The sequence below is a fragment of the Pseudomonas sp. DrBHI1 genome (assembly GCF_002205115.1).
In the GTDB taxonomy this organism is placed as follows: domain Bacteria; phylum Pseudomonadota; class Gammaproteobacteria; order Pseudomonadales; family Pseudomonadaceae; genus Aquipseudomonas; species Aquipseudomonas mosselii.
The window spans coordinates 148,877-174,282 of record NZ_NIBE01000069.1; the positions used below are offsets into that span (position 1 = coordinate 148,877).

General features: G+C 66.3%; 21 protein-coding genes. 13 read left to right on the plus strand and 8 right to left on the minus strand.

The window, feature by feature from the left end:
- The first annotated feature begins 12 nt into the window (after positions 1-12).
- The 12 genes from CC207_RS16130 to CC207_RS16185 all read left to right on the plus strand — a co-directional run bounded on the left by CC207_RS16130 (position 13) and on the right by CC207_RS16185 (position 14,612).
- The gene (locus tag CC207_RS16130; protein ID WP_028689569.1) at positions 13-1,179 is read left to right on the plus strand and encodes an alginate biosynthesis protein Alg44; all 1,167 of its coding nucleotides are present in this window, start codon (positions 13-15) and stop codon (positions 1,177-1,179) included.
- A 13-nt stretch (positions 1,180-1,192) separates the two neighbouring features.
- Positions 1,193-2,635 (plus strand): alginate biosynthesis TPR repeat lipoprotein AlgK, encoded by a 1,443-nt coding sequence (gene algK, locus CC207_RS16135; RefSeq protein WP_028689568.1) that lies wholly within the window; start codon positions 1,193-1,195, stop codon positions 2,633-2,635.
- Positions 2,632-4,110 carry an alginate export family protein gene (locus CC207_RS16140; RefSeq protein ID WP_028689567.1) on the plus strand — a complete coding sequence of 493 codons (1,479 nt, stop codon included), beginning with the start codon at positions 2,632-2,634 and terminating at the stop codon, positions 4,108-4,110. Before algK ends, CC207_RS16140 begins: the two co-directional genes overlap by 4 nt.
- Positions 4,111-4,128: 18 nt before the next feature.
- On the plus strand, positions 4,129-5,685 hold the full coding sequence (gene algG, locus CC207_RS16145) for a mannuronan 5-epimerase AlgG (protein ID WP_062364575.1): 1,557 nt from the start codon (positions 4,129-4,131) through the stop codon (positions 5,683-5,685).
- A 13-nt stretch (positions 5,686-5,698) separates the two neighbouring features.
- Positions 5,699-7,144 carry an alginate O-acetyltransferase gene (locus tag CC207_RS16150; protein ID WP_028689565.1) on the plus strand — a complete coding sequence of 482 codons (1,446 nt, stop codon included), beginning with the start codon at positions 5,699-5,701 and terminating at the stop codon, positions 7,142-7,144.
- Between the two features lie 7 nt (positions 7,145-7,151).
- Positions 7,152-8,252, plus strand: a complete 1,101-nt coding sequence (locus tag CC207_RS16155; RefSeq protein ID WP_062364580.1) for a mannuronate-specific alginate lyase — start codon at positions 7,152-7,154, stop codon at positions 8,250-8,252.
- Positions 8,253-8,371: 119 nt separating this feature from the next.
- Complete coding sequence (locus tag CC207_RS16160) at positions 8,372-9,829, plus strand: MBOAT family protein (RefSeq protein ID WP_062364582.1); 1,458 nt, start codon at positions 8,372-8,374, stop codon at positions 9,827-9,829.
- A 10-nt stretch (positions 9,830-9,839) separates the two neighbouring features.
- On the plus strand, positions 9,840-10,991 hold the full coding sequence (locus tag CC207_RS16165; RefSeq protein ID WP_028689562.1) for an alginate O-acetyltransferase: 1,152 nt from the start codon (positions 9,840-9,842) through the stop codon (positions 10,989-10,991).
- A gap of 20 nt (positions 10,992-11,011) precedes the next feature.
- Positions 11,012-11,659 (plus strand): alginate O-acetyltransferase AlgF, encoded by a 648-nt coding sequence (locus CC207_RS16170; RefSeq protein ID WP_028689561.1) that lies wholly within the window; start codon positions 11,012-11,014, stop codon positions 11,657-11,659.
- Between the two features lie 35 nt (positions 11,660-11,694).
- On the plus strand, positions 11,695-13,149 hold the full coding sequence (locus tag CC207_RS16175; RefSeq protein ID WP_028689560.1) for a mannose-1-phosphate guanylyltransferase/mannose-6-phosphate isomerase: 1,455 nt from the start codon (positions 11,695-11,697) through the stop codon (positions 13,147-13,149).
- Between the two features lie 156 nt (positions 13,150-13,305).
- Positions 13,306-13,770 (plus strand): hypothetical protein, encoded by a 465-nt coding sequence (locus tag CC207_RS16180; RefSeq protein WP_028689559.1) that lies wholly within the window; start codon positions 13,306-13,308, stop codon positions 13,768-13,770.
- Between the two features lie 29 nt (positions 13,771-13,799).
- Positions 13,800-14,612 (plus strand): SDR family oxidoreductase, encoded by an 813-nt coding sequence (locus CC207_RS16185; protein ID WP_088852389.1) that lies wholly within the window; start codon positions 13,800-13,802, stop codon positions 14,610-14,612.
- A gap of 71 nt (positions 14,613-14,683) precedes the next feature.
- Here CC207_RS16185 and CC207_RS16190 read toward each other — a convergent pair whose 3' ends face one another.
- The 4 genes from CC207_RS16190 to CC207_RS16205 all read right to left on the minus strand — a co-directional run bounded on the left by CC207_RS16190 (position 14,684) and on the right by CC207_RS16205 (position 19,976).
- A complete protein-coding gene (locus CC207_RS16190) occupies positions 14,684-16,120 on the minus strand; it encodes an efflux transporter outer membrane subunit (RefSeq protein ID WP_088852390.1) in 1,437 nt (478 codons plus the stop codon).
- Positions 16,117-17,178: an HlyD family secretion protein gene (locus CC207_RS16195; RefSeq protein WP_088852391.1), complete on the minus strand. Its 1,062-nt coding sequence runs from the start codon at positions 17,176-17,178 to the stop codon at positions 16,117-16,119. The genes CC207_RS16190 and CC207_RS16195 overlap by 4 nt, the downstream gene beginning before the upstream one ends.
- Positions 17,179-17,204: 26 nt before the next feature.
- Entirely contained in the window at positions 17,205-18,746 is a 1,542-nt protein-coding gene (locus CC207_RS16200) for an MFS transporter (RefSeq protein ID WP_028689555.1), read from the minus strand.
- Between the two features lie 294 nt (positions 18,747-19,040).
- A complete protein-coding gene (locus tag CC207_RS16205) occupies positions 19,041-19,976 on the minus strand; it encodes a LysR family transcriptional regulator (protein WP_028689554.1) in 936 nt (311 codons plus the stop codon).
- Between the two features lie 195 nt (positions 19,977-20,171).
- Here CC207_RS16205 and CC207_RS16210 point away from each other — a divergent pair, with 195 nt between their 5' ends.
- The gene (locus CC207_RS16210; RefSeq protein ID WP_028689553.1) at positions 20,172-20,630 is read left to right on the plus strand and encodes a universal stress protein; all 459 of its coding nucleotides are present in this window, start codon (positions 20,172-20,174) and stop codon (positions 20,628-20,630) included.
- Positions 20,631-20,731: 101 nt separating this feature from the next.
- On the opposite strand, the gene CC207_RS16215 is transcribed toward CC207_RS16210, so the two are convergent.
- The 4 genes from CC207_RS16215 to CC207_RS16230 all read right to left on the minus strand — a co-directional run.
- On the minus strand, positions 20,732-21,592 hold the full coding sequence (locus CC207_RS16215) for an HlyD family secretion protein (RefSeq protein WP_028689552.1): 861 nt from the start codon (positions 21,590-21,592) through the stop codon (positions 20,732-20,734).
- Positions 21,593-21,602: 10 nt separating this feature from the next.
- Entirely contained in the window at positions 21,603-21,803 is a 201-nt protein-coding gene (locus CC207_RS16220) for a DUF1656 domain-containing protein (protein WP_028689551.1), read from the minus strand.
- The gene (locus tag CC207_RS16225; protein WP_028689550.1) at positions 21,793-23,970 is read right to left on the minus strand and encodes an FUSC family protein; all 2,178 of its coding nucleotides are present in this window, start codon (positions 23,968-23,970) and stop codon (positions 21,793-21,795) included. The genes CC207_RS16220 and CC207_RS16225 overlap by 11 nt, the downstream gene beginning before the upstream one ends.
- The coding region (locus tag CC207_RS16230) for an efflux transporter outer membrane subunit (RefSeq protein ID WP_088852392.1) at positions 23,967-25,406 on the minus strand (1,440 nt) is incomplete at its 5' end. The genes CC207_RS16230 and CC207_RS16225, both read right to left, overlap by 4 nt.

Sequence of the window (25,406 nt, forward strand, 5' to 3'; positions counted from 1 at the left end):
ACGAATATCGCCATGAATACCGCCGTGAACGTCAATGTCGTGCATGAATCCGAAGCGCAGCGCCAGCACGCCCGGGTGCGCATCCCCGCCAAGCTGCGCTACCTGGATGGCAACCGCGAAGCGCAGGAGGTGAAGGTTGACGACCTGTCCGCCGGAGGCCTGTCCTTCCACGCGAAGAAACCACTGCCGGAAGGCGAAGTGCTGCGCGGTCGCCTGCAGTTCGTGGTCGACAACCTCGGCCTGTCGATGGACGTCGAACTGCTGGTGCGTACCAGCAGCCGCGAGACCGGCCGCACCGGTACCGAGTTCCAGAACCTCGAGCCGCGCGACATCGCCACCCTGCGCCACATCATCACCAGCCACCTGTCCGGCGAGCTGATCAGCGTCGGCGATGTGCTCAGTACCCTGCAGCGCGACAACTTCACCAAGGCGCGCAAGCAGAAGGACGGTGGCTCCGGTCTTTCCGCCTTCGGCCGCCTGCGTGCGGTCACCGTGACAGCCGGGGTGTTCGTGGTCGGCCTGGTGGCCTTCGGCTTCGTCGCCAAGTCGCTGTACGGCCTGTATTTCGTCAGCCATGCCGAGGCCGGCGTGGTCGCGGTGCCCACCACCAACGTCACCATGCCCCGCGACGGCAGTCTGCAAAGCCTGGTGGAGAACGGCGCGACCGTGGCCAAGGGCGCGCCGCTGGCGACCTTCAACACCAGCATGCTCGACCTGCTCAAGGGCCATCTGGACGACGCTCAGCTGGAGCCGGCCAAGGTCGAGGAACTGTTCGGCAAGCAGCTCTCCGGCACCCTCACCAGCCCGTGCGACTGCGTGGTCTCGCGCCAGCTGGTGGATGACGGCCAGTACGCCAGCAAGGGCCAGCCGGTGTTCGCGCTGATCCCGCGCACCAGCGTCCCGACCATCGAGGCGCGCTTCAGCTATCGCCAGTTCGACGAAGTGAAGCCGGGTACCCAGGTCAACTTCCAGATCGCCGGCGAGGACGAAGTGCGCACCGGGCGGATCACCGGTAGCTCCAGCCTGGACACCGACAACCTGGCCTCCGACATCCGCGTGCAGATCAAGCCCGACGGCAGCCTGCCGGCCGAGCTCGCCGGGCGCCCGGCCGCGGTCAACAGCGACCGTGGCCCGTCGCTGAACTGGCTGATCGACAAGGCCGTGGCCCGTGGGCTGTAAGAGGATCATGCCGATGACCAGCAGACACCCCGGCTCCCACAGTGAGGCCTTCAGCCTCGGGTTATGCACCCTGGCCCTGGCCATCACCCTGGCTGGCTGCGCCGGCCTGCCCGACCAGCGCCTGGCCAATGAAGCGCTCAAGCGTGGCGACACCGCCACCGCCGAGCGCAACTACAAGGCTCTGGCCGACCTCGGCTATAGCGACGCCCAGATCGGCCTGGCGGACATCCAGGTCGGTACCCGCGACCCGGCCAAGCTCAAGCAAGCCGAAGCCACCTACCGCGCCGCAGCCGCCACCTCGCCCCGTGCCCAGGCGCGTCTCGGCCGCCTGCTGGTGGCCAAGCCCGACAGCACCCAGGCCGAGCGTGAAGAAGCCGAGTCGCTGCTCAAACTCGCCGCGCAACAGGGCGAAGGCAACACCCTGATCCCCCTGGCGATGCTCTACCTGCAGTACCCGCAGAGCTTCCCCAAGGTCAACGCCCAGCAGCAGATCGACCAGTGGCGCGCCGCCGGCAACCCCGAGGCGGGCCTGGCCCAGGTCCTGCTGTACCGCACCCAGGACACCTACGACCAGCACCTGGGCGATGTGGAGAAGATCTGCAAGGCGGCACTGGCCAGCACCGACATCTGCTATGTCGAACTGGCCACCGTCTACCAGAAACGCGCCCAGCCCGACCAGCAGGCTGCCCTGCTCGAACAACTCAAAGCCGCTCATGCCCGTGGCGCCGTGCCGGCCACCCGGGTCGACAGCGTCGCCCGGGTACTGGCCGACCGCAGCCTCGGCCAGACCGACGAGAAGACTGCCAAGGACCTGCTCGAGCAGGTCGCACCGGCCAACCCGACATCCTGGGTAAGCCTGGCGCAACTGCTCTACGACTTCCCCGAGCTGGGCGACACCGACCAGCTGATGGCCTACATCGACAAGGGCCGCGAGGCCGAGCAGCCCCGCGCCGAACTGCTGCTGGGCCGGCTCTACTACGAAGGCAAGAGCGTGCCCGCCGACGCGCAGAAGGCCCAGGAGCACCTGCAGGCCGCCGCCGATGCCGGCGAGGTGAGCGCCGACTACTACCTTGGCCAGCTCTACCGCCGTGGCTACCTGGGCCAGGTCGAGCCGCAGAAAGCCGTGGACCACCTGCTGGCCGCCGCCCGCGGTGGCCAGAACAGCGCCGACTACGCCCTGGCCCAGCTGTTCAGCGAAGGCCACGGCATCCGCCCGGCGCCGACCAATGCCTGGGTATTCGCCCAGCTCTCACAGGTCAACCCGACCCCGCAGTCGACCGAACTGCTGCAACAGCTCGACCAGCAGCTCACGCCCGACCAGCGCAACCAGGCGCAGAACCTGCTGGCGCAGGAGAAGCAGGCGCGCGGCAGCATGGCCCGGGGCGCCAACAGCACCCTGGCCATCGAAGCGCTGCAGGACGAGAAAGACGACGTAGACGCCGAGGATTCGCTATGACGCTCAACCCCTTCGTGAAAGCCGGCATCGGCCTGGGCTTCGCCCTGCTGTGGTCGATGCCGACCCTGGCGGCCGAAACCGCGCAGAAGAACTTCGGTCTCGACGTGAAGATCACCGGCCAGTCCGAGGACGACCGCGACCTGGGCACCCGCTCCGGCGGCGACGTCAACGGCCTGGGCCTGGACCTGCGGCCCTGGGTGTACGGCGAGCGCGGACACTGGAGCGCCTTCGCCATGGGCCAGGCGGTGGCCGCCACCGACATCATCGAGACCGACACCCTGCGCCAGAACGACGACGGCACCACCATCGACAACGGCGACGACAGCCGCAAGCCGGACAAGAGCTACCTGGCCATGCGCGAGTTCTGGATCGGCTACAGCGGCCTGACCCCCTACCCCGGCGAGCAGCTGCGTTTCGGTCGCCAGCGCCTGCGCAGCGACGACGGCATGTGGCGCGACACCAACATCGAGGCGCTGAACTGGACCTTCGATACCACCCTGCTCAAAGCCGACCTGGGCGTGGCCCAGCGCTTCAGCGAATACCGCACCGACCTCACCGAGCTAGCTCCAGAGGACAAGGACCGCACCCACGTCTACGGCAACGTCGCCACGCAGTGGACACCCGGCCACTGGGTCGGCCTGCGCGCCCACCACACTCATGATGGCGGCAGCCTGAAGAGCCCCGGCGAGACCGTCGACGCCCTCGACAAGACCCGCACGGGCGATCTGACCTGGCTGGGCCTGGAAGCCAACAGCGACGCCTACAACTGGCGCAACGACCACACCGTCAACTACTGGGGCAGCGTCACCTGGCTGACCGGCGACCGCGACACCCTCAGCAGCCAGGCGGTGGGCAACGAACAGGTCGCCACCGGTAAACAGAGCGGCGACGTCAACGCCTGGGCCACCGACCTCGGCATCCGCTTGCGCCTGGACCCGCAATGGCAGGTCGGCGCGGCCTATGCCCGGGGCAGCGGTGGTGGCGGCAGCGACGGTTCGAACAACTTCGAGCAGACCGGCCTGGAGAGCAACCGCTCCAACTTCACCGGCACCCGCTCGCGCGTGCACCGCTTCGGCGAAGCGTTCCGCGGCGAGCTGGGCAACCTGCAGGCGGCCACCCTGTTCGCCTCCTGGCAGTTGCGCGACGACTACGACGCCAGCTTCATCTACCACAAGTTCTGGCGCGTCGACGGCAAGCAGAACATCGGCTCCAGCGGCATCAACGCGGTGGTCGACGACGGCGGCATCAGCCGCCCGCTGGTGCAGGGCGAGAAAGACCTGGGCCAGGAGATGGACGTGGTCGTCACCAAGTACTTCAAGCAAGGCCTGCTGCCGGCCTCGATCAGCCAGTCGATCGACGAACCGTCGGCCTTGGTACGCCTGCGCGCCGGTGTGTTCAAGCCGGGCGACGCCTATGGCAAAGAGGCCGACTCGTACATGCACCGCGCCTTCGTCGACGTAATCTGGCGCTACTGAGGCCGGGAGAGGATAGCCATGAACCTGCACCCGAACCTTCGCCACAGCCTGCTCGCCAGCGCCCTGCTGCTGGCCGGCGGCCTTGCCCAGGCCGCCGAGCCCGAGATGGCCAAGGGGCTGCAACAGGCCAAGACCTACACCGTGTCCAGCGCGCCAATCGAGCCGCTGAAGATGGCCCCGCCCAAACTGCCTGACCTGTCCGGCTACACCGCCGAGGCCGTGCAGAAGAAGATCGACCGCCGCCACAAGGGCAAGGTCAGCGTGCGCCGCATGCTCCAGGAGGACACCCTCAAGGAGTTCATCGGCGGCGACAACAAGGGCGCCGAGTGGGTGCGTCGCCAGCACGGCATTCCCCAGGCGATCTTCGTCGACGACGGGCATGTCGACTTGGTGGAGCTGAGCAAAAAGGTACCCGACCAGTACCTGCGCGAGACCGCGCCAGGTGTCTACCTCGCCCGCCTGCCGATCGTGGTCGGGCGCAAGGGCGTGCTGGAGATCGACGGCAAGGTCAAGGAGCTGCGCCTGTCCGAAGAAGGTGGGTCGTTCATCGTCAACGACGGCAAGCTGTTTGTCAGCGACACCCAGGTGACCGGCTGGCGCGAGCAGGCCAATGGCCCGGCGACCTTCCGCAAGCCCGATGAATTCCGCCCGTTCCTGCTCAGCTGGGGCGGCACCGAGACCTATATCGTCAACAGCAAGATGGCCAGCTTCGGCTACGCCAAGTCCAAGTCGTACGGGGTGAGCATCTCGCAGTACACACCGAACATGGCCAAGCAGATGGGCCGCCCGGAACCCACCGGCTGGATCATCGGCTCCGAGTTCAGCGACATGTGGTACGGCTTCTACTGCTACGAGACCCAGGACTTCGTGATCAAGGACTCGACCTACCGCGACAACATCGTCTACGGCATCGACCCCCACGACCGCTCGCACCGCCTGATCATCGCCGGCAACACCGTGTACGGCACCAAGAAGAAGCACGGGATCATCGTTTCGCGCGAGGTCAACGACAGCTGGATCATCAACAACAAGAGCTACGACAACAAGCTCTCGGGGGTGGTGATCGACCGCAACAGCGTCAACAACCTGATCGCCTACAACGAGATCTACCGCAACCACACCGACGGCATCACCCTGTACGAGAGCGGCGACAACCTGATCTGGGGCAACAAGCTGATCAACAACCGTCGCCACGGCATCCGCGTGCGCAACAGCGTGAACATCCGCCTGTACGAAAACGTCGCCATGGCCAACGGCCTGGTGGGCGTGTACGGGCACATCAAGGACCTCTCCGACACCGACCGCGACATCGCCCTCGACCCGTTCGACACCAAGGTGTCGCTGATCGTGGTCGGCGGCGAGCTGGCGGCCAACGGCTCCGGCCCGCTGTCGATCGACTCGCCCCTGTCGGTGGAGCTGTACAAGGTGTCGATGCTGATGCCGCGCAAGGCCAACGGCATCAGCTTCAACGGCGTGCTCGGCGAGCGCCAGGACGAAATCCTCGACCTGCTGGTGCGCCAGCAGAAGGCCGTGCTGATCGACCCGGTCGAACGCCAGACCGAAATGATCGACTAAGGAAGCCCAGACCATGACTCCACACCTGATGAAACTGCTGGGCCTGTCCGCCGCCCTCCTGGCCATCAGCCAGGGCGTGCGCGCCGATGAGGTCAAGGCGCCGACCTTCAGCGCCGAGCCCTGCTGCCAGCTGTGCCCCGAGGCCCACGACGCCAGCCGCTACACCACGCGCTACCAGCAGAACTTCACCACCCTGGTGCAGGCCCAGGGCGACTGGCTGTTCCGTACCCGCGAAGACCTGCGCACCGAGTTCGACACCACCCCGGGCGGCTACAAGCGCCTGCAGCAGGTGCACGACGCCTTCAAGAAGCGCGGCGTCGAGCTGGTGGTGGTGTACCAGCCGACCCGGGGCCTGGTGAACCGCAACATGCTCAACCCCGAGGAGAAGGCCGCCTTCGATTACCAGAAGGCACTGCGCAACTACCAGGCCATGCTCCAGCGCTTCGCCAAGATGGGCTACAACGTGCCCGACCTGTCGCCGCTGACCAACGAGCAGCTGGCCGCGGCCGACCAGGGCAAGGACTTCTACTTCCGTGGCGACCAGCACTGGACGCCCTATGGCGCCGAGCGCGCGGCGAAGATCGTCGCCGACACCGTGCACCAGATGCCGGCCTTCGAAGGCATCCCGCGCAAGGAATTCGAGACCAAGAAGTCCGGCCGCATGGGCAAGACCGGCACCCTGCACAACGTCGCCGGCCAGCTGTGCGGCACCAGCTATGCGGTGCAGTACATGGACCAGTTCGCCACCGAGCCCAAGGGCGGCGCCAGCGGCGGCGACGACCTGTTCGGCGATTCGGGCAACGCGCAGATCACCCTGGTCGGCACCAGCCACAGCGGCAAGAACTACAACTTCTCGGGCTTCCTCGAGCAGTACATCGGTGCCGATGTGCTCAACGTCGCCTTCCCCGGCGGCGGCCTGGAAGGTTCGATGATCCAGTACCTGGGCAGCGAGGAGTTCCAGAACAACCCGCCGAAGATCCTGATCTGGGAGTTCTCCCCGCTCTACCGTCTCGACCAGGAAACCATCTGGCGGCAGATCCTCGGCCTGCTCGACGACGGCTGCGACGACCGACCGGCCCAGATGAGCGCCAGCGCCACCCTCAAGCCCGGCAAGAACGAGCTGATGGTCAACGGCAAGAACGGCGTGATCAAGGACCTGGTCAACCGCAACCACCAGCTCGACATCAAGTTCGAGGACACCTCGGTGAAAGTGCTGCAGGCCACCCTGTGGTACCTCAACGGCCGCCACGAGGACATCAAGATCGAGAAGCCCGAGACCTCCGACACCGATGGGCGCTTCGTCTTCCAGATGCGCGAGGACGAAGACTGGGCAGGCCAGAACCTGCTAGCCCTGGAGGTCCAGGGGCCGGAAAGCGGCACGCAGAAAGTCGAAGCCAAACTCTGCAAACGCAACAACTTCGCCAGCCCCGCGCAGCACACCGCGCAAGCTGGCCAGTGAGGCGACCATGACCACCATCAGCAGCAAGACCGCTCCCGCCCTGCTCGCCCTCGCCCTGTTCGGCGGCGCGGCGCAGGCCGCGCTGGTACCGCCCCAGGGTTACTACGAGGGCATCGAAAAGCTCAAGACAGGCGACGGCAATTTCCGCTGCGAAGCCGCGCCCAAGCCCTATACCGGCGCGCTGCAGTTTCGCAGCAAGTACGAAGGTTCGGACAAGGCCCGGGCGACGCTCAATGTCGCCTCGGAAAAAGCCTTCCGCAAATCCACCGAGGACATCACCACCCTCGAGAAAGGCGTCAGCAAGATGGTAGGCCAGTACATGCGCGACGGCCGCCCGGCACAACTGGACTGCGCCTTGACCTGGCTCGACACCTGGGCACGCGCCGATGCGCTGATGTCCACCGATTACAACCATACCGGCAAGTCCATGCGCAAATGGGCCCTGGGCAGCATGAGCGGCTCGTGGCTGCGCCTGAAGTTCTCCAACTCGCAGCCACTGGCGGCGCACCGCGCCGAAGCCGAGCAGATCGAGAAATGGTTCGTGCGCCTGGCGCGCCAGACCGTGCGCGACTGGAGCGACCTGCCGCTGGACAAGATCAACAACCACAGTTACTGGGCGGCCTGGTCGGTGATGGCCACCGCCGTCGCCACCGACCAGCAGGATCTGTTCGACTGGGCGGTGAAGGAATACAAGGTCGGCGTCAACCAGATCGACGAGCAGGGCTTCTTGCCCAACGAGGTCAAGCGCAAGCAACGCGCCCTGGCCTACCACAACTACGCCCTGCCGCCGCTGGCGATGATCGCCAGCTTCGCCCAGGCCAACGGCGTGGACCTGCGCAAGGAAAACAATTTCGCCCTGCAACGGCTTGGCGAAGGCGTGCTGGCCGGTGCCCGCGACCCTGTTCATTTCAACACCCGCGCCGGTGTGAAGCAGGACCTGAAGGACCTGAAGATCGACAGCAAGTACGCCTGGCTCGAGCCGTGGTGCGCGCTGTACCAGTGCGTCGGCGACACCCTCGAGCGCAAGCATGACATGCAGCCGTTCAACAGTTTCAGGCTGGGGGGCGATGTGACGCGGGTCTATGACCCGGGCGCAGAAAAGAAGTAAGGCCAGGGTCCGCTTTGCGGCCCATCAATGGTTTAGGCAACAAAGGTTTCCCCTGCATTTTCGCGGGGGGTTTGGGGGGCGCTGTGCCCCAGGTGCTGTGCATAACTAGGAGAACCGGGATGGTCTTCTCGTCCAACGTGTTCCTGTTCCTGTTCCTGCCGGTTTTCCTCGGCTTGTACTACGTGAGCGGGAACCGCTATCGCAACCTGCTGCTGCTGGTTGCCAGCTACATTTTCTACGCCTGGTGGCGGGTGGACTTCCTCGCCCTGTTCGCCGGGGTCACCCTGTGGAACTACTGGATCGGCCTGAAGGTCGGCGCCGCCGGCGTGCGCACCAAGCCCGCGCAGCGCTGGCTGCTGCTGGGCGTGGGCGTCGACCTGTGCATCCTCGGCTACTTCAAGTACGCCAACTTCGGCGTCGACAGCCTCAACGCGATCATGACCTCGATGGGGCTGGAGCCGTTCATCCTCACCCACGTGCTGCTGCCGATCGGCATCTCGTTCTACATCTTCGAGTCGATCAGCTACATCATCGACGTGTACCGCGGCGACACCCCGGCCACCCGCAACCTGATCGACTTCGCCGCCTTCGTGGCGATCTTCCCGCACCTGATCGCCGGCCCCGTGCTGCGCTTCAAGGACCTGGTCGACCAGTTCAACAACCGCACCCATACCCTGGACAAGTTCTCCGAAGGCTGCACCCGCTTCATGCAGGGCTTCATCAAGAAAGTGTTCATCGCCGACACCCTGGCGGTGGTCGCCGACCACTGCTTCGCCCTCGAGAACCCAACCACCGGTGACGCCTGGCTCGGCGCGCTGGCCTACACCGCGCAGCTGTACTTCGACTTCTCCGGCTACAGCGACATGGCCATCGGCCTGGGCCTGATGATGGGCTTTCGCTTCATGGAGAACTTCAAGCAGCCCTACATCAGCCAGTCGATCACCGAGTTCTGGCGGCGCTGGCACATCAGCCTGTCGACCTGGCTGCGCGACTACCTGTACATCACCCTGGGCGGCAACCGCAAAGGCACCTTCAACACCTACCGCAACCTGTTCCTGACCATGCTGCTGGGCGGGCTGTGGCACGGCGCCAACTTCACCTACATCATCTGGGGCGCCTGGCACGGCCTGTGGCTGGCCATCGAGCGCGCACTGGGGCTGGACACCAACCCGCAGCGCTTCAACCCGGTGAAATGGGCCTTCACCTTCCTCCTGGTGGTGGTCGGCTGGGTGATCTTCCGCGCCGAGAACCTGCACGTGGCGGCGCGCATGTACGGCGCCATGTTCAGCTTCGGCGACTGGCAGCTGTCGGAACTCAACCGCGCCAACCTCACCGGCCTGCAGGTGGCCACGCTGATCGTCGCCTACCTGAGCCTGGCGTTTTTCGGCCTGCGCGACTTCTACCGCAATGCAACGCCCGCTCCCAAGGCCACCCCGGTGCAGATCAACGCCGACGGCTCGGTGGGCCTGGACTGGACGCGGATCATGACCCGCGCCCTGGTCCTGCTGCTGTTCGCCGCCTCGGTGCTCAAGCTCTCGGCGCAGAGCTACTCACCGTTCCTGTACTTCCAGTTCTGAGGCCTGAATCATGAACCGGACACTTCGCATCACCTATTCGCTGACGTTCATGGGCCTGCTGGTCGGGCTGGGCGCATGGTCGGTCGGCGGGCTGGAAAGTTTCAACCGCACAGGGCAGATGACCCTGCTCGACGGCAAGCTGGCCAAGGCCGCCGAGACCCACTACGACGAGCAGTTCCCGATCAAGCGCGTTGGCACCAACCTGTGGGCCGCGCTGGACTTCAAACTGTTCAACGAAGGCCGCCCCGGCGTGGTGCTGGGCCGCGACCAGTGGCTGTTCACCGACGAGGAGTTCAAGCCCACCGCCGGCGCGCAGCAACAGATACAGGACAACCTGGCACTGGTGCGTGGAGTGCGTGACGCACTGCAACGCCAGGGCGTGCAACTGGTGCTGGCGATCGTCCCGGCCAAGGCCCGCCTCTATTCCGAATACATCGGCAAGGAGGCGCCGGCCAGCCTGCACGACGAGCTGTTCAACCAGTTCCACGCCCAGGCGCGCCAGGCCAATGTGTTCGCCCCCGACCTGCTGGCGCCGCTGGAGCAGGCCAAGGCCCGCGGCCAGGTGTTCCTGCGTACCGACACCCACTGGACGCCGATGGGCGCCGAAGTGGTCGCGCAATCGCTGGCCGAAGCCGTCGATCGCCAGCAGCTGCTCACCGGCGAGCCCCAGGCGTACATCACCGAGGCCGGCGCCAGCGCGCCGTACAAGGGCGACCTGACCAACTTCCTGCCGCTGGATCCACTGTTCAGCAACCTGCTGCCCACTCCCGACACCCTGCAACAACGCAAGACCCACCCGGTGCAGGCCGAAGGCGACGATGCGCTGTTCACCGACAGCCGGATCCCGGTGGCGCTGGTGGGCACCAGCTACAGCGCCAACCCGCACTGGAACTTCCTCGGCGCCCTGCAGCAGGCGTTGCACAGCGACGTCGCCAATTACGCCGAGGACGGCCACGGCCCGCTGCTGCCGATGCTCAAGTACCTGCAGAGCGACGCTTTCAAGAACGCCCCGCCACAGGTCGTGGTGTGGGAATTCCCCGAACGGTATCTGCCAATGAAGAACGACCTCAGCGCCTTCGATCCGCAGTGGATCGCGCAGCTGAAGAACTCCCGTCAATCCGAAGAAAACCTGGCCCTGTCGTCCAATCGGACGGACCACTGAAGATAGAGAGGAATACGCACATGACCACCAAGACTTCCATTGCCAAAGCCCTCACCCTCGCCGCCGGCCTGTCCCTGGCCTCGCTGCAGGCCTTCGCCGGCGCCGATGCCGCCCTCTATGGCCCGAGCGCGCCGAAAGGCTCGACCTTCGTGCGCCTGTACAACGCCGCCGGCAGCCCCGCCGCCGCGTCGGTCGGCAACACCCAGATCAAGCAGGTCGGCGCCCAGGCCAGCAGCGACTTCAGCTTCCTGCCCGGCGGTGACTACACCGCCCAGGTCGGCGGCAAGAGCGTCCCGGTGAAGCTCGCCGCCGACAAGTACTACACCCTGGTCAACAGCAGCAGCGGCAACCCGCAGCTTATCGAAGAGCCGCCGTTCAAGAACAAGCAGAAGGCCCTGGTGCGGGTGCAGAACCTCAGCGACCAGTCGCTGACCCTGAAGACCGCCGACGGCAAGACCGAAGTGGTCAGCCCGGTGGCCGCCAAGGGCCGTGGCGAGCGCGAGATCAACCCGGTCAAGGTCAACCTGGCCCTGTATCAAGGCGACAAGAAAGTCGGCGACGTCAAACCCGTCGCCCTGGCGCGCGGCGAAGCCGCCGTGCTGTATGTCACCGGTTCCGGCAATAGCCTGTCGCCGGTATGGGTCACTCGCCCCGTGGCTAGCAACTGATTCCCCTGCCTCTAAACGACTATTGGAGAAACATGATGATCCCGGTAATTCTTTCTGGTGGTAGCGGTTCGCGTCTGTGGCCTCTGTCGCGCAAGCAGTTCCCCAAGCAGTTCCTGGCCCTGACCGGCGAACACACCCTGTTCCAGCAGACCATCGAACGCCTGGTGTTCGATGGCATGGACACGCCTATCGTGGTCTGCAACAAGGACCACAAGTTCATCGTCCAGGAGCAGTTGAACGCACTGCAACTGCAAACCCAGGCCATCCTCATGGAGCCGTTCGGCCGCAACACCGCGCCGGCGGTGGCCATGACTGCAATGAAACTGGTCAACGAAGGCCGTGACGAGCTGATGCTGGTGCTGCCGGCCGACCACGTGATCGAGGACCAGAAGGCCCTGCAACGCGCCCTGGCCCTGGCCACCGTGGCCGCCGAGCGCGGCGAGATGGTGCTGTTCGGCGTACCGGCGACCAAGCCCGAGACCGGCTACGGCTACATCCGCTCGAGCCAGGACGCGCTGCTGCCCGAGGGCGTGGCGCGGGTCGCGCAGTTCGTCGAGAAACCCGACGAGAAGCGCGCCAACGAGTTCGTCCGCGCCGGCGGCTACTTCTGGAACAGCGGCATGTTCCTATTCCGCGCCAGCCGCTTCCTCGAAGAGCTGAAAAAGCACGACCCGGACATCTACGACACCTGCCTGCTGGCCCTGGAGCGCAGCCAGGAGGACACCGATGCGCTGAGCATCGACGAAGCCACCTTCGCCTGCTGCCCGGACAACTCCATCGACTACGCGGTAATGGAGAAGACCCAGCGCGCCTGCGTGGTGCCGCTGTCGGCCGGCTGGAGCGACGTCGGTTGCTGGTCGTCGCTGTGGGACGTGCACGAGAAGGATGCCGACGGCAACGTCACCAAGGGCGACGTGGTGGTGCAGGACAGCCGCAACTGCATGATTCACGGCAACGGCAAGCTGGTGTCGGTGATTGGCCTTGAGAACATCGTGGTGGTCGAGACCAAGGACGCCATGATGATCGCCCACAAGGACAAGGTTCAGGGGGTCAAGCAGCTGGTCAACACCCTTGACGCCCAGGGCCGCACGGAAACCCAGAACCACCTGGAGGTGTACCGCCCGTGGGGCTCGTACGACTCGGTGGACATGGGCGGGCGCTTCCAGGTCAAGCACATCACCGTCAAACCCGGCGCCAGCCTGTCGCTGCAGATGCACCACCACCGTGCCGAGCACTGGATCGTGGTGTCCGGCACCGCCGAAGTAACCTGCGACGAGAACGTGTTCCTGCTCACCGAGAATCAGTCCACGTACATTCCCATCGCCTCGGTGCACCGCCTGCGCAACCCGGGCAAGATCCCGCTGGAGATCATCGAGGTGCAGTCCGGGAGCTACCTGGGCGAGGATGATATCGAACGGTTCGAGGATGTGTATGGGCGGACTTCGACGCCAGTGGAGCGTGGGGTTTCGGTGAAGACCATCGCGCAGTAACAGCCGCAAGTCATAAGCTGCAAGCGGCAAGAAAAAGCGAAACGGCGGTGAATCGAAATGTTCGATTCGCCGCCGTTTCGCTTTTTCTTGTGGCTTGCAGCTTGCAGCTCGGCGCTCCAAGATAATCGAACCCCCGCCACCAAGGCCTGCCCCACCATGATCATCGGCGCCCTGCTCGTTCTCACCTGGCTGGTCCTGCTGCTGCGCTACCCGGCCAAGGCCCTGCCGATTTCCATGGCTGGCGTCTGTGGCCTGGGGCTGGTGGCGCTGTACGTGGTCTGGCAGGACACCCGCGAAGCCTCGCAACTGGCCCGCCTCGATATCCGCCTGGTCTACGCCCCCGACCAGTGCCCCGCCGACCGCGCCCTGCAGGTGCGCATGAAGAACGGCAACCAAGTCCCGCTCAGTGAACTGCGCTGGCGCGTCGGCGCCTATGCGCCGGGCGATACCGTGAACCTGGCCGAGAACACCTACGCCGCACCGCGCTATCGTGGCCCCGGGGAACTGCAGCCGGGCGCCGAATGGACCGATTGCCTGCCATTGCCACCGCTGCGCTCGGGCTATCGGCCACAAACACTGGAGTTCCGTGCCGAGCACCTGCAAGGTACATTCGCCAACTGAATCCTCTCTTCCGAACACAGGCCCGCCCCATGCCCACCGTCCTGATCACCGGTTGTTCCAGCGGCATCGGCCGCGCCCTGGCCGACGCCTTCCGCGATGCCGGCCATGAAGTCTGGGCCACCGCCCGCAAGGCACAGGATGTCGAACAACTGGCCGCCGCCGGTTTCAATGCCCGTCAACTGGACGTGAACGACGCAGAAGCCCTCGCCCGTCTGGCCGAGGAGCTGCAAAGCCTCGACATCCTGATCAACAACGCCGGCTACGGCGCCATGGGCCCGCTGCTCGACGGCGGCATCGAGGCCATGCGCCAGCAATTCGAGACCAATGTCTTCGCCCTGGTCGGAGTGACCCAGGCACTGTTCCCGCTGCTGCGCCGTTCCCGGGGGCTGGTGGTGAACATCGGCAGCGTGTCGGGTGTGCTGGTGACGCCCTTTGCCGGTGCCTATTGTGCCTCCAAGGCTGCCGTGCACGGGCTGAGCGATGCCCTGCGCCTGGAGCTGGCGCCTTTCGGGGTCAGGGTCATGGAGGTGCAGCCGGGCGCGATCGCCTCGCAGTTCGCCAGCAATGCGCAACAGCAGGCCGAGCAGGTGCTGGCCAGCAGTTCGCCGTGGTGGCCGCTGCGCGAGCAAGTTCAGGCCCGGGCGAAGGCCTCGCAGGATCGGCCGACACCGGCGGCGGTGTTTGCCCAGGGATTGTTGGCGGCGACGCGCAAGTCGCCGGTGCCTGCGCTGGTACGTATCGGCAATGGCAGCACGGCCTTGCCGTTGATGGCCCGGCTGTTGCCGCAGCGCCTGCTGGATTGGGTGTTGCGCAAGCGCTTTGGATTGTTGCGACCGCTCTGACGTCATCGCGGGGCAAGTCGCATCGGCGCACCGCCGCTCCTACGCATACCTGGGAGCCCCCGCGATACTGCTCAGACCTGATCGAACGCCTGCCAGCCGCCACCCAGCGCCTTGTACAGCCCCACCAGCGCCTGCGATACCGCCGCCGAACTGTCGATCCACTGCTCCTCGCTGGCCAGCAACGCCGACTGCACCGTCAGCACGTTGAGAAAGTCCACCGCCCCTTCCACGTACTGGCGCTGCGCGGTCTCCAGGGCGATGCGGTTCTGCCGCACCGCCTCGGCCAGGTGATCACGGCGCAACTGGCTGGCGTTGTACAGACGCAGCACATCGTCGATCTCATGCCAGGCGCCCAGCACCACCTTGCGGTAGTTCAGCGCCGCCTCCTGCTGCTGGGCCTCGCGAAGCTCCAGCTGGCCCTTGAGCCGACCGCCTTCGAAGATCGGCAACGACAGCTGCGGCCCGAAGGCGAACCGGCGCGAGTCCCAGGCCCCGAAATCGGACAGTTGCATGGCCTGGAAACCGACACTCCCGGACAGGCGGATGCTTGGATAGAAATCGGCCTTGGCCACGCCGATGCTGGCGGTGGCCGCATGCAGCCGGGCCTCGGCCTGGCGGATATCCGGGCGGCGCTCGGCCAACTCCGACGGCACGCCGATGGCGAAACGCTGCTGCGGCGCGGGCAGCTCACCGCCTTGCAGCAGCTGGGCCTGCAAACTGCGCGGCGGTTCGGCGGCGAGCAGGCTCAGGGCATTGATCAGGTCGTCGCGACGCGCCTCCAGAGTCGGCAGGCGCGCCTCGATCGATGCCACCTGGGCGCCGGCCTGGGCGACATCGAGCCGGGTGGCGACACCTTCGGCCTGGCGGCCTTCGGACAGTTTCAGACTGTGCCGGGCGACCTTGAGGTTGTCCTGGGTGATATCCAGGGTGTGCTGCACGGCCCGCAGCTGGATGTAGTTGCCGGCAGTCTCCGACAACAGCGCCAACAGCACGCCTCGGCGGTCGTTTTCGGCCACCGCCACGCTCGCGTCGGCGGCCTCGACCTGGCGGCGCACGCGCCCCCACAGGTCCAGTTCCCAACCGGCGACCAGGTCACCCTGCCACAAGTTGTACGCCGACTTGCCGGCCTTGCCGGAGGGGTCGTTCAACCCTTCGGCGCTGTTGCGCGCCCGGCTGTAACCTGCGTTTGCATCCACCGTGGGCATCTCGTCAGCCGCCACGGTGCTGCGCAAGGCGCGGCTCTGCAGCAGGCGGGCACTGGCCATCTGCAGGTCGAGGTTGCGCTCGGTGACTTTCTGGATCAGCGCGCTCAACTGGGCGTCGTGGAAACTGTCCCACCAGCGCAGTTCCATTGGCTCGGCGACCGGCTGGCTGGCCGCGGCCTCTCCTTGCAACGAGGCCCAATCCTGAGGCGCTTCGCTGGCCGGGCTCTGGAAGTCCGGTCCTAGTGTGCAGCCGGCAAGCAACATGGCCAGCAGCAAAGGACTCAAGCGTGATGCCGCTTTCATCGCGCAGTCACCTCTTTACCGGCCAGCGTGTCACCCTGGGTGTCGATGACCGCCTCCACCGACATGCCCACCCGCAAGCGCTCCAGCAACGGCTGGCCGTCGTCGAAGACAATCTTCACCGGAATGCGCTGCACCACCTTGGTGAAGTTGCCGGTGGCGTTGTCCGGCTTTACAGCGGCGAAGGTCACGCCCGTTGCGGGGGCGATGCTCTCGACGCGGCCGTGGAGTTTCTCGCCGGAGAAGGTATCGACGCTGATGCTCACCGGCTGGCCCGGCTGCACATGGGTCAACTGGGTCTCCTGGAAGTTGCCGACGATGTAGGCGCGCGCCAGCGGCACCACCGACAACAGCCGCGCGCCCGGGTTTACGTAGGCGCCTACACGCAGGGCGCGCTCGCCGACCATGCCGTCCACCGGCGCGGTGATGCGGGTGTAGGACAGATCCAGTCGGGCTTTCTCCAGGCCGGCCTCGGCCCGTTTCAGCTGGCCATCGGCACTGGCCACCTGGGCGCCGAGGATATCCACCTGCTTGCGCGTCGCCACCAGCGCCGCCTGGGTGTTGGCCAGCCGGGCGCTGGCCTGGTCAACGCCACTTCGCGCCTGCTGGGCATTCTGCACAGTGCCGGCGCCCTGCTCGGCCAGGCGGCTGTAGCGGGTCACCTCATGATCGGCGAAGGCCGCTTCGGCCTGGGCCGCCTTCACCGCGGCCTCGGCCTGGGCGATCAGCGAGGCCTGGCGCTCGAGGGTGGCGCGGGCATCCAGGCTCTGCGCCCTGGCCACCAGCAACTGGGCCTGGGCCGCGTCGAGGGCGGCCTGGTAGTCACGCGGGTCGATGGTCGCCAGCAACTGGCCGGCCTTCACCTGCTGGTTGTCCTCCACCAGCACCTCCTTGATAAAGCCCGCCACCTTCGGCGCGACCACGGTGTAGTCGGCGGTTACATAGGCATCGTTGGTGCTCTGGCGATGGTCGCTGCCGAACATCCAGGGGCCGACGATGGCGGCCAGCACGGCCACGGCGAGCACCGAGCCGATAAGGATTGTCTTGCGCTTGTTGGTCATTTCAAGGTCTCGGATTCATCCACGGATCAGGCCACCGCACGCGGCGGGAAAATCCGGGTAGGCACGAAGGGGATCAGGCAGATCAGGGCGACGGCGATACCCGCCATCACCAGGTACAGGTCGGCCGAGGTCAGCACCAGGGCCTGTTCATGGATGCGCTTGGCCAGGCCAGCGGCGTTGTCGTCGATCAGCGGCGCGTTGCCCAGACTGTCGACCAGGTGGTTGGAATGAAAATGCCGGCGCAGGGTGCCCAGGGCATCGAGCAGACCACCGGCGATCACCGCCGACAGCCCCTTGACCGTGTTGAACCAGGCGGAGGCGAACGGGCCTTCCTGCGGGGGCATGCCGTTGGTCGACAGCATCAGCAGCGGCAGCACCGCCATGGGCTGGCCGAACACCTGCAGCAGGTAGAACGGGTAGAAGTCGCCGCGGATCCACTGCGAGGTCAGCAGGCTGCTGCCCACGCACGAGGCCGCCAGCATGGCCAGGCCCATCGCCAACACCCAGCGGCAGTCCACCGCACGGATGTTGCACAACGCCGCGGTCAACGGCAGGGCGATCAGTTGAGGCATGGCCACCAGCATCATCAGCGGGCTGGTCTGCGCCGGGCGGTAGCCCTGGATCTGCGCCAGGTAGGCGGACGGAATGCTGCCCACGCCCGAGAGCACGACCAGCACCCCGGCCAGGGTTACCAGGGCGAAGCTCAAGTTGCGTCGCGTGAGCATGCGCAACTGGAAGAACGGCAGCGGCTCGGACCATTCATTGAACATGAACAGCGCCAGCAGCAACACGCCAACGCCGAGCAGCCAGCAAATCAGCGGCGAGTCGAACCAGCCCCAGCGGTCGCCCAGCGACAGCCCGAGGACGATGCAACTGATCGCTGGCAGACCGAGCAACACGCCGCGCCAGTCCAGTTGCCTGAAGCGCTCGAGGCGCAGCGGATCCTGGGGCAGGCCCCAGCCGACGCAGGCGATCGCCAGCAGCGAGGGCAGGATGATCTGCCAGAACGCCCACTGCCAGCCGACGTACTCGGTCCACAGGCCCGCCAACGGCGTGCCGAGGTTCGGCCCGAAGGTGGCGGTCAGGGCGTAGCAGGCCAGGCCGTAGACCTTGATCCCCGGCGGCAGGAAACGCAGCGCCACGCTCATCAGCATCGGCGGCAAGGCGCCCGAGGCGAAGCCCTGCAGCACACGCAGCAGCATCAGGCTATGCAGGTTGGGGGCGAAGGGCTGGATCAGGCCAAGCACGGCGAACACGCCGACGGCGCTCATGGTGAAGCGGCGCAACGAGAAGGTGGTGGCCAGCCAGGGCGCGAAGGCCATGGCCGAGACCGAGGCGGCGGCATACACCGCCAACAGCCAGGCACCTTCGTCGGCGCCGATGCCCATGGCGCCACGAATGTCGCTCAGGGAAATCTTGGTCACCGCCTCGTTTAGCCCGGCGCACAGCACCGCCAGCAACACGCCGAACAGCCCGACCACTACCCGCAGGCCGAACGCCGTCTGCGCGGGGGCGGCCGGTGCGGGAGCGGCGGCCAGCGCGGCGCAGGGCGCGGTCAGGGAACTCATGGATAGACATCTCCAGCAACAAATTCAGGGCTGGAGCAAGTCTAAGTAGGTCGAATACTGACGAAAACTGACTTGTTGGCAGGTTTATGTTGCGTCAGACGCAATCCATGGAGATCGGCGGCGCCCGCTTCGTGGGCCCCCTCCCACCGGTTCACCGTTGCACTCGAGCCTTGCTGGGACTCTGTGGGAGCGGCCTTGTGTCGCGAAAGGGCTGCGCAGCAGCCCCAGGATTTCAGCGTTCATGCAAAGATCGTCGGGGCCGCTTTGCGGCCCTTTCGCGACACAAGGCCGCTCCTACAGGGAACGCGCAGGGTTTGAGGCCGGCGTGGGCTCGCCCGCGCAGCAGGCGCGCATGGTCTGGCGCAACCAGCGATGCGCCGGATCGTTGTCGAAACGCGGATGCCAGGCCTGCATCACCCGCACCCGCTCCAGCGGCACCGGGATCTCGAACGAGCGCAGCGGCAGGCCGAACTTGGTCACGCTGCCGAGGATGTTCGCCGGCATCGGCAGGATCAGGTCCGACTCTGGCAACGAGAACATCGCCGAATGGAAACTCGGCGTGATCAGCGCCACCCTGCGCTGCACGCCATGGGTGCCCAGCTCCACATCGATGGGGCCGTTGGCCCGTCCGCGTCGTGACACGCTGATCTGCGGATAGCGGGCAAAGCGCTCCGGGGTGATCTCGGCGTCGAAGATCGGGTGGTCGGCCCGCGCCAGCCCGACGAACCAGGTGTCGAACAGGCTCTGCACCTTGATCTCCGGCCCCATGTCGATACTCGAACTGACCACCAGGTCGATCTGCCCGTGGCGCAGCACCAGGTCATCGTCGCCCTGGTGCTCGGGGACGAAGCGCAGCACGGTGTTCGGCGCCTGCTCGAGCATCATGTGCAGCAGGCGCGCGCCATACAGGGCGATGAACAGGTCGTTGGTGCGGATGTTGAAGGCCCGGTCAAGGTTCGGCAGGTCGACCTCGTCGCCACTGCGAAACACCAGACCGGCCTGCTCCACCAGCGCCCGGACCTGGTCGCGCAGGGCCAGTGCCCGTGGTGTCGGCACCAGACCACGGCCAGCGCGTACCAGGATCGGGTCGCCCATGGCCTCGCGGATGCGCCCCAGCGTGCGGCTCATGGCCGCCGGGCTCAGGTTCATGCGCTGGGCGGCGCCGACCACGCTGCCTTCGTCGAGCAGGGCATCGAGGGCGACGAGCAGGTTCATGTCCGGGAGTTGCATGGCCGTTTTCCGTGACAGCTGTGGGAAACGCGATGGTATCAGGTTGGTGGATTGCGTCAGGCGCAATGGCACCGTGCGTGGGCGGCCATTTATCCATGTGGGCGAATGAACCGAGAATGGTGTGGCCTCATCGCCGGCAAGCCGGCTTGCCGGCGATGAGGCCAACACTGCCATCCATTCTCCAAAGGATTGCCCATGCCCCACCCGGTCCTGATCGCCATCGACGCCTCCCCCGCCAGCCACGCCCTGCTCGACCTAGCCCGCCGCTACTGCCGCCCGGGCGAACACACCCTGCACGTGCTGCTGGCCATCGACTCGACCTTCGCCGTGCACGATCACCGCACGGCCTACACTGAGGAGGAGCTGGAGGAGTACCCCGCCGCCTGCGACGAACAGCAATTGGCCGAGCACGCCGTGAACAGCGCCGTGGGCATCCTGTGCGAAGCCGGCTTCGAAAGCCTGGGCTGCATGGTCGCCGGCCAGCCGGTGGAGGCGATCATCACCAAGGCCCGGGAGCTTGAATGCGAGCTGATCATCATCGGCCACCGCCACTTGTCGCGGGTCGGAAGGCTGCTGGATCCGTCGATCAGTGCCAAGGTGATTGATCGGGCACATGTACCCGTTCTGGTAGGCGTGCCGACTGACGTTGGCTGAAGTCTCGCGATAAGCTCACCGCCACCATCGCGTGGCAAGCCCGCTCCCAGAGCATCCTCATACTCGTGGGAGCGGGCTTGCCCCGCGATGGTCTGCTTGGATCACTCCGCGCTCGCCTTGACCACCACCGTGCACGTGGTCCCCGCCGCCAGCAGGAACCCATCCGGCACTTCATCGATATGGATCCGCACCGGCACCCGCTGCGCCAGCCGCACCCAGTTGAAGGTCGGGTTCACGTCGGCGATCAGCTCACGGCTCTGCGGGTTGTCGCGGTCGTAGATGCCACGGGCAATGCTCTCCACATGCCCCTTGATCCGCTCGCCGCTCATCATCTGCAACTCGGCCACATCGCCCACCTTCACGTGGGGCAGCTTGGTCTCCTCGAAGAAGCCATACACCCAGAACGACTGCTCATCCACCACCGCCATCACCGCCTCGCCGGTGCGAGCATAGTCGCCTTTGTGGATGTTCAGGTTGGTCACGTAGCCATCGACGGTGGCGACGATCTGCGTGCGCTTGAGGTTCAGCTCGGCAGCGGCGAGCTGGGCCTGAGCGTGCTGGTAGTCGGCCAGTGCCGAGCTGGCGATATTGCTGGCGTCGTCGCGGTTCTCTTTCGAAATCACCAGGTTGTCCAGATCGGCGCGGCGCTTGGCATTCACCTTGCGCATCTCCCAGGTGGCCTTGCGCGAGGCCACCAGCGCCTTGGCCTGGTCCACCGCCAGCTGGTAGTGCTCGGGGTCGATGCGGATCAGCACGTCGCCCTTCTTCACCCGCTGGTTGTCCTTGACCGGTACGTCCACCACATAGCCCGGCACATCGGCGGCGACGTTGATGATATCGGCGCGCACCCGGCCATCGCGGGTCCATGGCGTAGTCATGTAGTGCAGCCACAACTGGCGGCCGATCGCCACGGCGGCGGCCAGCACCAGCAGGGTGGCGATCAGGCTGAAGAACTTTTTCATTGCAGGATTCTCACCAGTAGAGCGACAGCGCCAGGGCGCCGAACAGGCAGACGAACAGCGACAGGCGCAACAGCGCCGGGTGCCAGAAGAAGCGATAGCCATCAACGCTTGCGATGAACCGGTCCAGGCCCCAGGCCAGGCCCAGGGCGAACAGGAACATCAAGGTCATGGTGGGCATGTACACGCCATGGAAGGCGATCTCACGGGGCATGGTGCATTCCTTTCGCCGGTGCCAGCGGCGACTGTGGGTCAAGCAGGGAGGAACGGATGAAGTGCAGGTAGCTCTGCGCCCGGCGCAGCACCGAGGTGTCGAAGTGCCGGGCGAAGGGTTCGTCGGTGGCCTGCACGCGGCTGATGGCGTGGTCCACCGCCACCAGGGCGCGCTCGTGGTTGCTGGCGCTGGGCTGCAGGAACAGCCGCGCCAGGGCCCGGCCCATCACGCGGATGGCCTGGCGCCAGGGCTGCGACTCGGCGTAGGCCGGATGGATCGGCGCGCGATCCTGCTCCTTGCGCAGTTCGATGATGGCGTGGCCGATCTCCAGCACGGTGAACATCCAACCCATCAACTCGCTCTGCACCTGCGGCTTGCCGGCGGCCAGGCCATAGGCCTGGTGCAGCAGGTCGCGGGTGCGGCTCTCGAACGCCGAGCCCAACCCGCGCAGGCGCCCGCCGATGGCGAACAGCACCTGCTCGCGCAGTTCCTGTTCCAGGCGGCTCCACAGCCAGCGGCTGTTGGGTGGCAGGATGATCGCCCCGGCCGCGGCGCAGACGAACATGCCGATGACCATGCCGATGTAGTCATTGATGAAAGTGTAGGGGTCGTAGATCGTCAGGTTGTTCGGCACCGAACCGATGGCGAAGAACACCAGCAGGCCCAGGCCGTAACCGGCATAGGCCGGGCGCGAAGCGAGGAACGCCCCAAGCACGAACACCGGCGCCAGCACCATGCACAGCAGCGCAAAACCGTCGATCCAGGGAAACACGAAGAACGTCTCGAAGAACCCGACGAAGGCGCCGATCGCCGTGCCACAGGCCATCTGGAACGACATGCGCTTGGGGTTCGGCGAGGCCGCCGACAGGCCCACGGTGACCGTGGCGATCAGGGTCATCATGGCGCCGCTGGGCCAGTCGCTGAGCAGCCAGTAGCTGCCCAGCAACAGCAGCACCGCCGAGGCGCGCACGCCAGCGGCCAGCGATACCAGCCAACTGGTCTGGGCCACGTAGGGCTCGTCCCACTGCTCGCGTTCGTGCTTGTGCACGGCCAGCGAGGCATGGGTCTCGGCATAGCTGTACATCTCGTCGACGAAGCGATAGAGCAGCTCGAAGGCGGTGTGGAAATCGAGCAGATCGGACTCGCTCGGGTTGGTCTGCAGGTACTCGGCGCGCAGGCCGCGCACCTGGGCCTGCAGGCCTTCCTTGTAGGTGCCCAGTTCCAGGGCCAGGCGCAGCGCGTCGGCATCGGTCAACGCCCGGCCTACATAGGGCTGCAGCAACTCGGCCAGGGTACCCAGGCCAGGCTCGATGGCGCTGACGATTTGCAGCGGGCCACGGGCGCGCAGGCGCTCGAGCAACCGGTGCAGGGCGTTGAAGCGCGTGGTGATGGCCATGAACTCGCTGTTCATCCGCACCAGGCGGCCGGAGCGTCGGCGCATGTGCGGATCTTCAAAGGCGGTGACGTTGCGCAGGCTCTCCAGGCCCACCGCCTCGGCGACAAAGCGCACGTTGCTGGTCTCGAAGCGGTCGCGCTGGCTGTCGCCGCGCAGCGCCTCGACCACCACCCCGGCGAACACGCCGAAGCGCTGGTACAGGGCGTTGCGCATGGCGGCACTGGCCGACTGCGGCAGGATCGCGGCGCTGACGAAGGTCGAGACGAGAATCCCCAGGGCGATCTCCAACACCCGCCACACCGCCGCCATGAACGCCTGGTCAGGGTGCTGCAACACCGGCAGGCCGATCATCGCCGCCGTGTAACCGGCCAGCACGAAGCCATAGGCGCGGAAGGTGCGGTAGCGCATGGCCCCCGCCGAGCACAGGCCGACCCACAACGCCAGGCTGGGCAGGAACAGCTCGGTGTTCTGCGGGAAGATCGCCATCAGCGCGACCATCATCGCCGAGCCGGCCAGGGTGCCGAGTACCCGGTAGAAGCTCTTGGCGAACACATGGCCGCTCTGCGGCTGCATGACGATGAACACAGTGATCATCGCCGTGCGCGGCTGCGGCAGCTCCAGGCGCATGGCCAGCCACAGGGTGATGAACGCGGCGGCCAGCACCTTGAAGATGTAGACCCAGGTGACCCCGTCGGTGCGCGCCCAGGCGAAGAAACCCCGGCGCCATTCCAGGCTCCGCAGCCAGCGCAGGGGCAAGCTCGATGCGCTCATTCGGCGTGGTCCGGCTGATCGAAGATGGCCAGGGTGGCCGGGGTTTTCGGTGCGGCCTGACGCTGCTCATCCGGCACGTCCTTGCCCGCCTCCAGGCCGCCGCCCAGGGCGGTGACCAGCTCGGCGTGGGCGGCCAGGCGCGCGGCCTGCACCTGCTGCTGCACCTGTTGCTGACGGAACAGCAGGGTCTGGGCGTTGAGCACGTTGAGGTAATCGGTCAGGCCACGCTGGAAGGCGACGGTGGCGATGTCGTAGGTCTTCTGCGCCGCGGCTACCGACTCGGCGGCGAAGTGCGCCTGCTCCTTCATCGACTCGCGGCGGATCAGCTGGTCGGAGATGTTCTTCAACGCGCCGATCACCGTCTGGTTGTAGCGCGCCACGGCCACGTCATAACCCGCCGAGGCCACGCCCAATTGCGAGCGCAGCCGGCCGCCGTCGAAGATCGGCAGGCTGATGGCCGGCCCCACGTTGTAGTTGAACTTGCGCCCGGTGAGGAACTCCAGCGGGCCGCCGCCAGTGGCCATGAAGCCAAGGCCGCCGACCAGGTCGACGTTGGGGAAGAAGCCGGCGTGGGCCACGTCAATGCCACGGGCCTGGGCCGCCACCTGCCAGCGGCTGGCGACCACGTCGGGACGCTGGCCGACCAGTTCGGCGGGCAGGTTCGACGGCAGTTTCAGCGGCGCGCCAAGGGTCAGAGTCGGGCGTTGCAGCTTGGCACCCTCCCCCGGCCCCTTGCCGGCCAGGGCGGCCAGCTGGTTGCGGGTCAGGGCGATCTCCTCGTTGAGGCTGTCGATCTGGCGGTGGGTTTCCGGCAACGGCGCCTCGGCCTGGCTGACCTCGAAATGGGTGCCGATGCCGCCGTCGAGGCGACGCTTGGCCAGGGCGACGATCTGCTCCTGCTGCGCAAGTTCGGCCTGGACGATATCGCGCCGGGCGTAATGCAGGCTGAGCTGGATATAGGCGCGCACCACGTTGTTCTCAAGCTCCAGTTGAGCCTGGCGTGCCTCGGCGACGCTCATGTGTGCCTGGTCCACGGCCTGCTCGCTGGCATTGCGCTCGCGGCCCCACAGGTCCAGGGCGTAGCTGAAGCCGATGGCGGCGTTGTTGTCCCAGGTGTTGGCGCCGGACAGCGCGCCCGGGCCGTAGAACTGATCCTCGGGCCAGTTGTGGCGCTTGAGCGTGGCGTTGCCATTGGCCTGCAGTTTTTCCGCCGACTCGACCACGCCGGCCATCGCCTTGGCTTCCCGCACCCGCGCGGCGGCCATGGCCATGCTCGGGCTGCCGGCCAGCGCCTGGGCGATCCAGGCGTCGAGCTGTGGGTCGCCATAGTCGCGCCACCATTGCTGGGCCGGCCAGTGGGCGTCGCGCGCGGCCTCGCGGATCGCGGCGTCGGTGGTCAGTTGGTTGGCTTGGAGGGTATTGCTTTGCGGGGCGAT